This is a genomic window from Pseudomonas sp. 008 (assembly GCF_016861935.1).
In the GTDB taxonomy this organism is placed as follows: Bacteria; Pseudomonadota; Gammaproteobacteria; order Pseudomonadales; family Pseudomonadaceae; genus Aquipseudomonas.
In genome coordinates this window covers 313,819-328,328 of record NZ_BOMA01000005.1, presented here as the reverse complement: position 1 = coordinate 328,328, position 14,510 = coordinate 313,819, and the positions used below count along the sequence as shown (strand labels likewise).

The 14,510-nt window shown below is 62.2% G+C and carries 9 protein-coding genes; 6 read left to right on the top strand and 3 right to left on the bottom strand.

All coding sequences use genetic code 11. The features are described 5' to 3' along the window. Positions 1-13 precede the first annotated feature (13 nt). The 6 genes from JUI81_RS13070 (at position 14) to JUI81_RS13045 (ending at position 10,095) form a co-directional block, all read left to right on the top strand. Entirely contained in the window at positions 14-2,026 is a 2,013-nt protein-coding gene (locus tag JUI81_RS13070) for a DUF1302 domain-containing protein (protein ID WP_204124418.1), read from the top strand. A 41-nt stretch (positions 2,027-2,067) separates the two neighbouring features. Continuing rightward, positions 2,068-3,426, top strand: coding sequence for a DUF1329 domain-containing protein (locus JUI81_RS13065; RefSeq protein WP_204124417.1), 1,359 nt, complete (start codon positions 2,068-2,070; stop codon positions 3,424-3,426). A 150-nt stretch (positions 3,427-3,576) separates the two neighbouring features. Next, entirely contained in the window at positions 3,577-4,650 is a 1,074-nt protein-coding gene (locus JUI81_RS13060) for a YCF48-related protein (protein ID WP_204124416.1), read from the top strand. A gap of 31 nt (positions 4,651-4,681) precedes the next feature. Next, positions 4,682-7,198: an RND family transporter gene (locus tag JUI81_RS13055; protein WP_204124415.1), complete on the top strand. Its 2,517-nt coding sequence runs from the start codon at positions 4,682-4,684 to the stop codon at positions 7,196-7,198. 7 nt (positions 7,199-7,205) lie between these two features. Beyond that, on the top strand, positions 7,206-8,984 hold the full coding sequence (locus JUI81_RS13050) for an acyl-CoA dehydrogenase C-terminal domain-containing protein (protein WP_204124414.1): 1,779 nt from the start codon (positions 7,206-7,208) through the stop codon (positions 8,982-8,984). Between the two features lie 103 nt (positions 8,985-9,087). Next, positions 9,088-10,095 carry an Ldh family oxidoreductase gene (locus JUI81_RS13045; protein WP_019581946.1) on the top strand — a complete coding sequence of 336 codons (1,008 nt, stop codon included), beginning with the start codon at positions 9,088-9,090 and terminating at the stop codon, positions 10,093-10,095. A gap of 212 nt (positions 10,096-10,307) precedes the next feature. Here JUI81_RS13045 and JUI81_RS13040 read toward each other — a convergent pair whose 3' ends face one another. From JUI81_RS13040 to JUI81_RS13030, 3 genes are all read right to left on the bottom strand, one after another. After that, on the bottom strand, positions 10,308-11,888 hold the full coding sequence (locus JUI81_RS13040; protein WP_028939788.1) for an aldehyde dehydrogenase (NADP(+)): 1,581 nt from the start codon (positions 11,886-11,888) through the stop codon (positions 10,308-10,310). A 200-nt stretch (positions 11,889-12,088) separates the two neighbouring features. Beyond that, a complete protein-coding gene (gene abaF / locus JUI81_RS13035; protein WP_204124413.1) occupies positions 12,089-13,486 on the bottom strand; it encodes a fosfomycin efflux MFS transporter AbaF in 1,398 nt (465 codons plus the stop codon). A 71-nt stretch (positions 13,487-13,557) separates the two neighbouring features. Next, positions 13,558-14,475, bottom strand: coding sequence for a dihydrodipicolinate synthase family protein (locus JUI81_RS13030; RefSeq protein ID WP_018928306.1), 918 nt, complete (start codon positions 14,473-14,475; stop codon positions 13,558-13,560). Between the last annotated feature and the right edge of the window lie 35 nt (positions 14,476-14,510).

The window sequence follows — 14,510 nt, the reverse complement described above, 5'->3', positions numbered from 1 at the left end:
CGGAGACAACGCAATGCACAACAATAAGAGTCACGGGTTCGCCCCCTCGCGATGCACCTTATTGGCCTCGGCCATGCTGGCCGCAGCCGTGCCGGTTGCCCATGCGGTCGAACTGGACACAGGTAACCCGGACTGGACCGCGCGCCTGGATAACACCGTCAAGTACAACTACGGTGTGCGCACCGAAAGCGCCGACAAGCGCCTGTTGGCGACGCCGAACAACAATGATGGCGACTACAACTTCCGCAAGGCCGGAACCAACATCACCAACCGCGTTGACCTGTTGACCGAAATGGATGTGGTCTACAAGGACCACATGGGCTTTCGCGTCAGCGCCGCCAGTTGGTATGACAAGGCCTACGAGAACACCGGTTCCAATTCCAACCCGTTCGTCAATGGCAATGACGCAAGGTCGGGTCTGGTCGCCAACGATCCGCGCCTGGCCGGGGTCACGGGCGACAATGTCGGCAATGGCAGCCCCCACCTGAGCCACTACGCCGAGCGTTACTACACCGGTCCTTCCGGCGAAATCCTCGATGCCTTCGTGTTCTACAGCACCGAAGTGGGCGGGGAGTCGCTGTTGAGCGTCAAGGCCGGTCAACACAACGTGTTTTGGGGCGAGACCATTCTCAACCCGGTGCACTCGATCAGCTACGGCCAGTCCGGGCTGGACCTGGCCAAACTGGCCGCCTCGCCGGGAACCGAAGCCAAGGAACTGTTCGTTCCGCGTAACCAGCTGTCGATGTCGTTCACCGTCAATCCCGAGTTGACCGTGGCCGCTCAGTATTTCCTCGATTGGGATGCCGCCCGCCTGCCGGAAGCCGGTACTTACTATGGCGGCTCCGATCTGGTCGGCTTCGGTGCGCAGTCGTTCCTGCTGGGCAACACCAATGGTGTGGTGCCGGGCAGCCCGTTGGGTTGCGGTCTGGCACCCTGCAACAGTTTGACCAATGTGCGTCGCGGTCATGACCTGACGCCGGACAAGCGCGGCGACTGGGGGGTAATGGCCAAGTGGTCGCCGGCCTGGCTGGATGGCACCCTCGGTGTTTACTACCGCAATACCTCGGAAATCCTGCCGCAAGCCTGGCTGAACGCCACCGGGCTGACGTCTGCCAATCCCAACGGCACCCCGCCTGCCGGCATGGTGCCGGCGGTGGTCAACACCCTCAATTCGTTGAGCACCAGCACCTATCAACTGGCCTATGCCGACAACATTCAGATCTTTGGCCTGAGCCTGTCCAAGGATGTGCGCGGTATCAGTGTGGGTTCGGACCTGAACATTCGTCACAACATGCCGCTGGCCAGTATTCCGGCGATTGTCAGCTCGACCGGGCCGCAGGGCTTCGGCGCCGGTCTGGGTCTGCTGCCGGCCCGTACGGCGGCCACCGGTGTGATCTATGACACCCCGCAAAAGGGCGACAGCCTGAGTGCCACCGGTGACACGTTGCACTGGACGCTCAACGGCCTGATGACATTCCCGAAAACGCCAGTGTTCGATTCGGCCAGCCTGCTCGCCGAGTTGTACTACAGCAACCTGCTCAAGCTCGATAGCAAGAACGAAGCGCTCTACAAGGGCCAGGACACCTATCGCGGCATCGACCAGCCGACCCGGGACAACTGGGGCATCGCGGTCAACTTCACACCGACCTGGTACCAGGTATTCCCGGGGGTCGATCTCAACGCCCCGATGTCCATCAACGTCGGCCTCGCCGGCGTGTCACCGGTGTCCGGTGGCGGTGCCAAAGACACCGGCAACTATGCCTTGGGCGTGGGTGCCGTTGTGTACAACAAATACTTCATCGACCTGAAGTACGTGGACTCCTTCGGCAAGACCGACAAGTGCGACGTCAGTGGTTTGAGCACCGGCGCGGCCAATGCCGGCAGCGGAGACGGCTCCACACCCAATGCCTTTAGCGGCAATGAAAACTACGCGTGTTACGGCGGTGGCTACTCGGCCTTCTCCGGTGGTGGTGCCACGACTGAGGACCGTGGCGCCGTTTACCTGACGATGAAAACCACTTTTTGATTCACCACTGGCTTACGCAAAGTAAGCAGGAGAATAACAAGATGAAATGTGTGCAAACCGTGTTAGCCGCCTCGTTGGCGATGGTTATTGCCAGCCAGGCACAGGCCGCTGTATCGACTCAGGAAGCCGCCAGGCTCGGCACCAGCCTGACCCTGGTCGGGGCTGAAAAGGCCGGGAATGCCGACGGATCCATCCCCGCCTATGACGGTGGCCTGACCACGCCGCCGGCCAGCTTCAAATCCGGTGACAGCATGCGCCCGGATCCCTTCGCCAACGAAAAGCCGCTGCTGGTGATCGACGGCAAGAACGTCGATCAGTACAAGGGCTTGCTCAGTGCAACCACCGCGGAACTGGCCAAGCGTTTCCCAAGTTTCCACGTCAATGTCTACCCGACCCACCGTACCGTCTCTTTGCCCAAGGCGGTGCTGGACAACGGGGTGAAAAATGCCACCGGCGCCAAGTCCCTCGAAGGTGGGTTGGCCGTCGATAACGTGCTGCCCGGCGTGCCGTTCCCGATTCCGCAGACGGGTAACGAGGCGATGTGGAACTTCCTGTTGCGTTATCAGGGCGTCAGCATCAACTCCAAGTACGACTCCTGGAACGTCGACTCCGCAGGCATTCCGAGCCTGGCGACCACCGGGCAGGCGTTCATTTCCTATCCGATCTACGAGAACCTGGCGCAGCCGATCAGCAGCGCCGACGTGTACTACCAGATGAAGCTGTCCTACACCGGCCCTGCGCGCCGGGCCGGTGAAGCGGTGATGCTCAAGGACGCCGCCAACCCGCTGCAGCAACCGCGCCGTGCCTGGCAATACTTGCCTGGCCAGCGTCGGGTCAAGCTGGCACCGAACCTGGCTTACGACACGCCCAACCCCGGCACCGCCGGCGCGGGTACCTACGACGATGTTTTCGTGTTCAACGGTGCGCTGGACCGTTACGACTGGAAGCTGGTGGGCAAGCAGGAAATGATCGTGCCCTACAACACTTACAAGCTGACCTACGCCCAGGACCCCAAGTCGCTGACCACTGCCAATCACCTGGCACCCGATTATGTGCGTTGGGAAAAACATCGCGTCTGGGTGGTGGAGGGCAATCTCAAGGCTGGCGCCCGACACATCTATCAGAAGCGTCGCTTCTACCTCGATGAAGACAGTTGGACCGCTCTGGCCTCTGACCAGTACGACGCCCGTGGTCAGCTGTACCGTGGCTCCTTCGCGTTCCTCAGCCAGAGCTACGACAAGCAAGTCCCGGACTCCACGCCCTTCATGATCTACGACCTGGTGGGTGGCTCCTACAACATCAATGGCGTGGTCGGGCCTTACGGCGGGATCAAGTACATCGAGCCGCTCTCCAAGGCGCAGTGGTCGTCGGAATCCCTGGCAGGTAGCGGGATTCGCTAAGCAAACCGTGACAACGCGTCCGAGCGTTCCGTTGCCCGCAAGGCAAGGGACCGCACGACGGTCGGCGTATGCCGATCGTTTCGGGCGTCAGGTTTGAAAGTCAGGCACACGGATGTGTGTCCCGGCGCGGTTATCCGAAGAGGACGCGGTATGTGTTCGTACAAAAATTATCTGCGGCTGGCGCTCGGCGCACTGCTTGCAATGTTGCAGGGCTTGAGCCAGGCCTCCGGTTATGTCGACGTGCTGGATCTGCCGGCCAGGGTCAGCGCCCTGGCTGTCAACAGCCCGCTATCGGGCATGGCCCGCGACGGCGACCGTCTGGTCGCCGTCGGGCAGCGTGGCCACATTCTGTATTCCGATGATGCCGGCAAACACTGGCAGCAGGCAGCGGTGCCAGTCAGTGCCGACCTCAATGCCGTCAGTTTTCCTTCCACTACCCAAGGCTGGGCGGTGGGCGGTGACGGCGTGGTGTTGCACAGCAGTGACGCGGGTGCGACCTGGCGCAAGCAACTGGATGGCCGCGAGATCGGCGCCTTGCTGGTCAAGCATTACGGCGCGTTGGCCAGTGCAGAGCCCGGCAACGAGCAATGGCCACTGCTGGTCGCCGAAGGTGAGCGCCTGATTGCGCAGGGCGCCGACAAACCCTTGCTCGATGTCTGGTTCGCTAACGACCGCCTCGGCTATGTGGTCGGGGTGTTCAACCTGATCCTGCGTACCGAAGACGGCGGCCAGAGCTGGACGCCGTTTCAGGACCGCACCGACAACCCGCAGGGCTTTCACCTCAACGCCATCGCCTCCACCGGCGATGCGTTGTACATCGCCGGTGAACAGGGCCTGTTGCTCAAATGGAACAACACCGATCAGCGCTTCGCCGCCGTACCGACACCCTATCAGGGCAGTTTTTTCGGCGTGCTTGGCAAATCCGGCGAAGTGATTGCCTACGGCCTGCGCGGCAACGTGTTGCGCAGCACGGACGGCGGCCTCAACTGGACCCCGCTGGACAGTGGCCTGCACGTCAGCATCACCGCCGGCCTCGTCGATAACCGTGGCAACTATCGCTTGTTCACCCAGGGCGGGCAGATGCTGGTCAGCCAGGGCACAGGCGCGCAATTGCACCTGGTTCAGCAACCGGCATCGACCCCGGTGACCGGCGCCGCTCAGTCCGCCGACGGTGCGCTGGTGCTGGTTGGCAGCCGTGGTGCACGGACGCTGTCCGTTGATTAAGTCCTCGAACCCTTAGAGCGAGAACCCAGACATGGGCCATACCAAACAAGAAACCATGCCGGTGATCCGCGATCTGCGGGATTTCGACTGCCATTCCGGCAACCGGCTGGAGCGGCTGGTGTTCAACTATCGTCCGCTGTTCATGCTGCTGATGGCGCTGGTCACCCTGATGCTGGGCTACATGGCCGCGACTCGCCTGGAGCTGCGTCCAAGCTTCGAAAAGATGATTCCGCAGAGCCAGCCGTACATCCAGAACTTCCTGGAAAACCGCCAGTCGCTGCGCGGTTTGGGGAACTCGGTACGGGTGGTGGTGGAGAACACTCAGGGCGATATCTTCGACCCCGGTTACCTGGACGTGCTCAAACAGGTCAACGACCGATTGTTCCTTGCCGAGGGTGTCGACCGTGCCTGGATGAAGTCGTTGTGGAGCCCGGCGGTGCGCTGGACCGAAGTCACCGAGGAAGGTTTCCAGGGCGGCCCGGTGATGCCCGATACCTACCAGGGCAAGCCGGCAGAAATAGAACAGCTGCGCCAGAATATTTCCCGCGCCGGTATCGTCGGCAGTCTGGTGGCCAGCGACTACAAATCGAGCATGCTGATCGTGCCGCTGCTGGACAAGGCCACGGCCAGCGGTCAGCGCATCGACTACCACGCCTTTTCGCAAATGCTCGAAGAACAGTTGCGCGACCAGATCGAGTTTGCCGGTGACAGTGCTGCACGCAAGGCCGGGGAGGAGGGCAAGGGCCCGTACAAAGTCCGGGTGATCGGTTTCGCCAAACTGATGGGCGACCTGATCGACGGGTTGATCCAGGTGATGATGTTCTTTGGCCTGGCCGTCGTCACTTCGCTGATCATCATTTACGCCTACACCCGATGCGTGCGCAGCACCTTGCTGGTGGTCGGCTGCTCGCTGATCGCGGTGGTCTGGCAGCTGGGCATCGTCGCCTGGCTCGGCTATGCCATCGACCCGTACTCGGTGCTCGTGCCTTTCCTGATCTTCGCCATCGGCGTGTCCCACGCGGCGCAGAAGATGAACGGCATCATGCAAGACATCGCCCGTGGCACCCACAAACTGATCGCCGCACGCTACACCTTCCGCCGCCTGTTCATTGCCGGCGTTACCGCGCTGCTGGCCGACGCCGTCGGCTTCGCGGTACTGATGCTGATCGATATTCCGGTGATCCGGGATCTGGCGATCACCGCCAGTATCGGTGTGGCGGTGCTGATTTTCACTTCGCTGTTGCTGATGCCGGTGGCGCTGTCTTATGTCGGCGTGGGCGCCAGGGCTGCCGAGCGTGCGCTGAACATCGACACGCGTGCCGAAGGGCACAAAGGCTTCGGCAAACTGTGGGACTTGCTCGACCGCTTCACCACGGCCAAATGGGCCACGGGGGCGGTAGTGGTCGCGGTACTGATGGGCATCGGCGGTTTCATGATCAGCCAGCAGCTGAAGATCGGCGATCTGGAAAGTGGCGCACCGGAGTTGCGTGCCGACTCTCGCTATAACCGTGATAACGCCTACATCACCAGCCACTACGCGCTGTCCAGCGACCTGTTCGCGGTGATGATCAAGACCGCGCCGGAAGGCTGCCTGAGCTACAAGACGCTGATTCTCGCCGACCGTCTGGCCTGGGAGCTGCAGCAGTATCCGGGCGTACAGGCCACGGCTTCGCTGGTTAACGCGGTGCGCCAGATCACCGCCGGTACTTATGAAGGCAACCCCAAGCTCAACAGCATCCAGCGCAATCAGGACGTGCTGAACTACGCCGCGCAGCAAGCCTCGGTCAACTCCCCGGAGTTGTTCAACGCTGATTGTTCGTTGATGCCGGTGATCACGTTCCTCAAGGACCACAAGGCCGAGACCCTCGATGCCGTGGTGGGCATCGCCGAAAAATTCGCCCGGGACAACAACAGCGACGATCGCCAGTTCCTGCTCGCGGCCGGGTCGGCCGGGATTGAGGCGGCGACCAACATTGTGGTGCGCGAGGCCAATCGCACCATGCTGCTTTATGTCTATGCGGCGGTGACGCTGTTCTGTCTGATCACCTTCCGCAGTTGGCGCGCAACCCTGGTCGCCCTGTTGCCATTGGTCCTGACCTCGATCCTGTGCGAGGCGTTGATGGTGGCCATGGGCATTGGCGTGAAAGTCGCGACCCTGCCAGTGATCGCCTTGGGCGTGGGCATCGGCGTGGATTACGCCTTGTACCTGCTCAGCGTGCAATTGCATTACCAGCGCCAGGGCCTGCCGCTGAGCCAGGCCTACCGCAGCGCCGTGTCGTTTACCGGCCGGGTGGTGGGCCTGGTGGGCATCACCCTCGCGGCGGGCGTTGTGTGCTGGGTCTGGTCGCCGATCAAGTTCCAGGCCGACATGGGCATCCTGCTGACCTTCATGTTCCTGTGGAACATGCTCGGCGCGCTGATCCTGATCCCGGCCCTGTCGTACTTCTTGCTGCGTCACCCCGTTGCGCAAGCTGATGTGGCGCAAACCGCTGAAACCGATACAACCCAACGTCAGGCCATGTCGCATGCCCTGACCACTTCTGAGTAAGCCAACTATGTCTGATTACAAAGCTCCCTTGCGCGACATGCGCTTCGTACTCAACGAGGTCTTCGAGGTGTCCCGGCTCTGGGCCAGATTGCCTGGTCTGGCCGAGGTGATCGATGAAGAAACGGCTGCCGCGATCCTTGAAGAGGCCGGCAAGATCAGCGCCGAGGTGGTCGCACCGCTGAACCGCAGCAGCGACGAACAGGGCTGCACCTGGAGCAGTGGCATCGTCATCGCTCCCGAAGGTTTTGTCGCGGCTTACCAAGCGTTCGCCGCAGGCGGTTGGGTGGGTGTCGGCGGTGATCCGCAGTTCGGTGGCATGGGCATGCCCAAGGCCATTTCGGCTCAGGTCGAGGAGATGGTCAACTCGGCGAGTCTGTCGTTCGGTCTATACCCGATGTTGACCGCCGGGGCGTGCCTGTCGATCAATGCCCATGCCAGCCAGGAACTCAAGGAGCGTTATCTGCCGAACATGTATGCCGGCACCTGGACCGGTTCCATGTGCCTGACCGAGGCGCATGCCGGCACCGACCTGGGCCTGATCCGCACCCGAGCCGAGCCTCAGGCCGACGGCAGTTTCAAGATCAGTGGCAGCAAGATTTTCATCACCGGCGGCGAGCACGACCTGACCGAAAACATCATTCACCTGGTGCTGGCCAGACTGCCCGATGCACCCGCCGGCCCCAAGGGCATTTCACTGTTCCTGGTGCCCAAGGTGCTGGTGAATGCCGATGGCTCGCTGGGTGAACGCAATGCACTGTCCTGCGGTTCAATCGAACACAAGATGGGCATCAAGGCGTCCGCGACCTGCGTGATGAACTTTGACGGCGCCACTGGCTGGATCGTCGATGCGCCGAACAAGGGGCTGGCGGCGATGTTCACCATGATGAACTACGAACGCCTGGGCGTGGGTATCCAGGGCCTGGCGTTGGGTGAGCGCTCGTACCAGAACGCCGTCGCATACGCCCGTGACCGTCTGCAAAGCCGTTCGCCGACGGGCGCGCAGAGCGAGGACAAGGCTGCCGATCCGATCATCGTGCATCCGGATGTACGGCGGATGCTGTTGACCATGAAGGCCTTGAACGAAGGCGGGCGGGCGTTTTCCAGCTACGTGGCCCTGCAACTGGATACCGCCAGGTACAGCGATGACGCGCCAACCCGAACCCGCGCCCAGGAACTGGTGTCGCTGCTGACCCCTGTGGCCAAGGCGTTCCTCACCGACATGGGGCTGGAAACCACGGTGCATGGCCAGCAGATCTTCGGCGGTCACGGTTACATCCGCGAATGGGGCCAGGAGCAATTGGTTCGCGATGTGCGTATCACTCAGATCTACGAAGGCACCAACGGCATTCAGTCGCTGGACCTGGCCGGGCGCAAAATAGTCGCCAGCGGCGGGGCGCTCTACCGCTTGTTCGCCGCCGAAGTTCGCCACTACACCGCCAACGCCTGCGCTGACCTGGGTGAGTTCACCAAACCGTTGAATGCCGCGATGGACACCCTTGACGAACTGACCGCGTGGCTGCTGGATCGAGCCCAGAGCAACCCGAATGAAATCGGCGCGGCCTCGGTCGAGTACCTGCATGTGTTCGGCTATACCGCGTACGCCTACATGTGGACGCGAATGGCCAAGACTGCGATGAGTACGCACTCCAAGGACGCTTTCTATGCCAGTAAACTGGCCACCGCGCGCTTCTACTTCGCCCGCCTGCTGCCGCGCATCCACTCGCTGAGTGCATCGGCCAGGGCCGGTAGCGAATGCCTCTTTGAACTGGAATCAGCGCAGTTTTGATCGAAAGGGCACTGTGCCCATTTCGTCACCCTCCGTCCCTAAACCGATCAAGCCACCGCTCCTTGGATAGACCACGCTGAACGGTCTGTCCAAGGAGATGACCATGATTCGACTGACCCTGATCGAAGCCCGTGAATTGGCCGAAGCGATCCTGTTGCACAACGGTTTTAACCTGGCCCATGCGCAAGCGGTGGCGGCGACGGTGATCGCCGGCGAGCGCGATGGCTGCGCCTCCCACGGTTTGTACCGGATTCTGGGCTGCGTGAATTCCCTGCGGGCCGGCAAGGTGTCGGCCAACGCCGAGCCACGGGTGATCGACCAGGCACCGTCGATTGTGCGGGTGGATGCCGGGGGTGGTTTTTCGCAGTTGGCGTTCCAGGCAGGTTTGCCGCTACTGGCGGAGAAAACCCGGGCCAACGGGATTGCGGCGTTGGCGATCAATCGCTGCGTGCATTTCTCGGCGCTGTGGGTGGAGATCGAGCAGTTGACCGCCGCCGGGCTGGTGGCGCTGGCGTGTAATCCGAGCCATGCCTGGGTGGCGCCGGCCGGGGGACGGGTGCCGGTGTTCGGTACCAATCCCATTGCCTTTGGCTGGCCACGCGTGGGGCAGGATCCGTTTGTGTTCGACTTCGCCACCAGTGCAATTGCCCGTGGCGATATCGAGTTGCATCGGCGTGCCGGCAAGGCGATTCCCGAGGGCTGGGGCGTGGACGCCGAGGGGCGGCCGAGCACCGATGCCAACGTGGTGCTCGATAGCGGCGCGATGCTGACGTTCGGTGGGCACAAGGGCTCCGCGCTGGCGGCGATGGTGGAGTTGATTGCCGGGCCTTTGATCGGTGACCTGACCAGCGCCGAGTCACTGGCTTACGACGCGGGCAGCAAGTCATCGCCCTACCATGGCGAGTTGATCATCGCGCTGGATCCGCGACGTTTTCTGGGAGCGGCCACTGAAGAGCACTTGGCCCGGGCCGAGGTGTTGTTTCAAGGGATTGAAGGGCAGGGCGCGCGCTTGCCGTCGCAACGGCGTTATGCGGCGCGGGCGCACAGTTTGGTGGAGGGCGTGCAGATTCCCGAGGCGCTGTACAACGATCTGAAAGTGCTGCTGACTTGATAATCCGAACTCCTGTGGAAGCGAGCCTGTGTGGCGAGGGGGCTTGTGTGGTGAGGGGGCTTGCCCCCGTTCGGCTGCGTAGCAGTCGTAAAACCATTACATGCGGTGTACCTGATACACCGCGATTGCAGGTTTTGGGGCCGCTTCGCAACCCAACGGGGGCAAGCCCCCTCACCACACAAGCCCCCTCACCACACAGGAGCGTTGTGTTGTCAGACCGGTTCGCGGTGGCTGGCGCCATCGACCAGGCGGGCAATGCCCAGCGGGTTGGCGTTTTTCAGGGCGTCGGGCAGCAAGGCATCCGGGCAGTTCTGGTAGCACACCGGGCGCAGGAAACGCTCGATGGCCAGGCTGCCGACCGACGTGCCACGGGCGTCGGAGGTCGCCGGGTAAGGGCCGCCATGCACCATCGCATCGCACACTTCAACGCCGGTGGGGTAGCCATTGAACAGCACCCGGCCGGCCTTTTGTTCCAGCAGCACCAGCAGATCGGCGTGTTCGTGCAGGTCCTGCGTTTCGCCAATCAAAGTGGCGGTGAGTTGACCGTGCAAACTGTTCAGCGCTTGTTGTAACTCGGCTTTATCGGCCACTTCGACGACGAGGGTGGTCGGGCCGAACACTTCTTCCTGCAACAGCGGATCACCCTTGAGCAACAGACTGACGTCGGCCTTGAACAGTTGCGGCCGCGCTTGATTACCGTGCTGCTCCTGGCCTGCCAGATGGCTTATCCCTGGATGGTCGACTAACGCCTGCACACCTTTTTCGTAGCTGGCGAGGGTGCCGGCGTTGAGCATGGTTTGCGCCGGCTGTTCGGCCATCAAGGCACTGAGCCGAGCGGTGAACGCGCTGAACTGTGGTGAGCGGATACCGATCACCAACCCTGGATTGGTGCAGAACTGACCGCACCCCTGAACCACCGACGCCACCAGTTCACCGGCGATTTTTTCGCCCCGTGCGCGCAGGGCTTCAGGCAATACCAGCACCGGGTTGATGCTGCTCATTTCGGCGAACACCGGAATCGGTTGTGGCCGTGCGGCGGCCATGTCACAGAGGGCGCGACCGCCTTTGAGCGAGCCGGTGAAACCGACGGCCTGGATCGCCGGATGCTTGACCAGCGTTTCACCGACGCCCGCGCCGTAGATCATGTTGAACACGCCTTTAGGCATGTCGGTTTGCTCGGCGGCGCGGATGATTGCGTCGGCCACGCGTTCAGCGGTCGCCATGTGTCCGCTGTGGGCCTTGAACACCACCGGGCAACCGGCGGCCAGAGCCGCCGCGGTATCACCGCCAGCGGTAGAAAAGGCCAGCGGGAAGTTACTGGCACCGAACACGGCCACCGGGCCGACGCCGATCCGGTATTGACGCAGGTCGACCCGTGGCAGTGGCTGACGTTCGGGCAATGCGCGGTCGATGCGCGCACCATAGAAATCGCCCCGGCGCAGCACCTGAGCGAACAGGCGCATCTGGCCGCTGGTGCGGCTGCGTTCGCCCTGGATGCGTCCGGTTGGCAGGGCGGTTTCGCGAGTGACCAGGGCGACGAATTCGTCATCCAGGGCATCCAGTTGCGCGGCGATGGCCTCGAGAAACTCTGCACGGCGCGTCGCCGGCAAGTTACGAAAGGCGGGGTAAGCGGCAGCGGCGGCTTGGGCTGCGGCGTGCACTTCCTCGACGGTGGCTTGCATGAACGAATAGGGCAGTACTGCGCCGGTGCTGGCGTCATGGCTCTGCATCGCGATGTTGCCAGCGGCGCTGCGGGCACCGCCGATGTAGTTGTGGCCGATGATCTCGGGCATGGAAAACTCCTGTCGAAAAAGGGCAGTTTTGATTGAGGAAAAGGCGCGTCGAACACAAAACCCGTGGCGAGGGGGCTTGCCCCCGTTGGGTCGCGAAGCGGCCCTGAAAGGGATTTGCGACCGCTGCGCGGTCGAACGGGGCGATGCGGCGTTCCGACAAGCCCCCTCGCCACAAATGTTTGCCGGACTAAAGATCCGGTTCAGGCCAGCGAATCACCCCGGCGCGCAGCGGCCGGCACGGCGTTGTCCAGCGCAGCAATACGCGCAGCAGATTCGGCATCCACCTGGTGCAACGACTTGCCACGGGTTTCCCGGGTCAGGCCGACAGCCACAATGGAGATCAGCGCGGCGCCCACCAGGTACCAGGCGATCGGTGTCGAGCTGTGGTACTTGTTGAGCAGGTTGATGGCGATCAGCGGCGCGAGGGATCCGGCGAAGATCGGCGCCACCTGGTAGCACAGCGAAAGGGCGGTGTAGCGCACATGGGTCGGGAACATTTCGGCCATCAGCGCCGAGTAGGGCGCATAGGTCATCGACTCGATGGCCAGGCCCAGGGTGATGGCGCCGATGATCAGCCAGTTGTTGCCGGTGTCCATCATCGGGAAGCCGATGAAGCCCCAGAACGCAGTGAGCACCGCGCCGATCAGGTACACCGGTTTACGCCCCACGATATCCGACAGATAGCCCATCAACGGGATCAGGAAAAAGTGCAGCAGGTGCGCGCCGAACATCAGCAACAGAATCTCTGAAGTGTCCTTGTGCACCACCAGTTTCAGGTAGGTGATCGAAAAGGTGACCACCGTGTAATAGAGGATGTTCTCGGCAAACCGCGCGCCGATCCCCACCAGCACCGCGCGCCAGTGATGGCGCAACACTTCCACCACGCCCAGTTGTTGCTGTTTGGTCTGCGCTTGCCGGGCCTGGGCCTCCTTGAAAATCGGTGCGTCATCGACGCTGGTGCGAATCCAGTAGCCGATCAGCACCACCACCGCCGAGAACCAGAACGCCACGCGCCAGCCCCAGGCGAGGAATTGTTGCTCTGACAGGTTCGACGACAACAGCAGCAAGGCAACGGTCGCCACCAGGTTACCGGCCGGCACCCCGGCTTGCGGCCAACTGGCCCAGAAGCCTCGGCGATTGTCCGGGCAGTGCTCGGACACCAGCAGAATCGCGCCACCCCATTCGCCACCAAAGGCAAAGCCCTGGATCAGCCGCAGCAGCACCAATAACACCGGCGCGGCATAGCCGATGCTGTCGAAGCCGGGCAGGCAACCCATCAGGAACGTGGTGATGCCAACCACCACCAGGCTCAGTTGCAGCAGGCGCTTGCGGCCGAACTTGTCACCGTAGTGACCGAACACCAGACCGCCCAACGGACGGGCGAGGAAGCCGACGGCGTACAGGGCGAAGGCGGCGATGATGCCGTCGATCGGACTGTCGGTCTGGCGGAAGAACAGCTGGCCGAAGACCAAGGCCGAGGCGGTGCCGTAGAGAAAGAATTCATACCACTCGGCGACAGTGCCGGCCATGGCGGCGGCCACCACGCGTTTGAGTCCCGAGGGTGTGGTTGCGCTGGACGTGCTGTGAGGATTGGACATGCTGACGTTTCCTGTAGAGGCGCGAAAACAGGTAGCCGGGCCGGACCTGCAAGGATCCGCCCGGCAATCACTCAGAGACCGACGTCCGGCAACTCCGGACGATTGGCCATGGCCTTGGCCATGATCTGCTCGACGAACTCCCGATCCGCTTGCGGCAGTGCCAGGCGTGGCGGACGGGTCAGGGCGCTGCCGCGACCGGCGATGGCTTCGCAGAGTTTGATGCACTGCACCAGGTCGGCACGGGCATCGAGGTGCAGGATCGGCATCAGCCATTCGTAGATCGGCATGGCTTCGGCGAAGCGACCGGCCTTGGCCAGGCGGAAGATGGTCTCGCCTTCTTTCGGGAATACGTTCGACATGCCCGAGACCCAGCCTTCGGCCCCCACCGCGATGCTTTCCAGCACCACGTCATCGAGACCTGCGAACAGCACGAAACGGTCGCCGACTTCATTGCGCACGTCGATGAAACGGCGGGTATCGCCAGAGGAATCCTTGAAGCACACCACGTTGTCGCAGTCGGCCAGGGAAATCAGGATGTCCGGGGTGACGTCGTTTTTGTAGATCGGCGGGTTGTTGTAAACCATCAACGGTACGTCGGCGTTCTTCGCCACGTAGCGGTAATGCTCGGCGGTCTCGAATGGCTTGGAACCGTAGACCAGCGCCGGCATCAGCATCACGCCGTCGACACCGACCCTGCGCACCGCGTTGGCCACCTTGGCCGCTTGCACACTGGTGAACTCGGCCACACCGCAAATCACCGGCACGCGGCCGCGGGAAGCGTCGACCGCAACTTCGGTCACGGCGATTTTTTCTTCGGCGGTCAATGAGGTGTTTTCCCCCACCGAACCACACACCACCAGGCCCGATACGCCGTCACGGATCACGTTGGAAATCACCTGATGGGTTTTTTCCAGGTTGATGGAGAAGTCATCGTTGAATTGAGTGGTCACCGCGGGGAAGACGCCACTCCAGTTAATGCGCTTGCTCATTGTTGCCTCCGGTTCGTTTTTGTATTTCGTATACG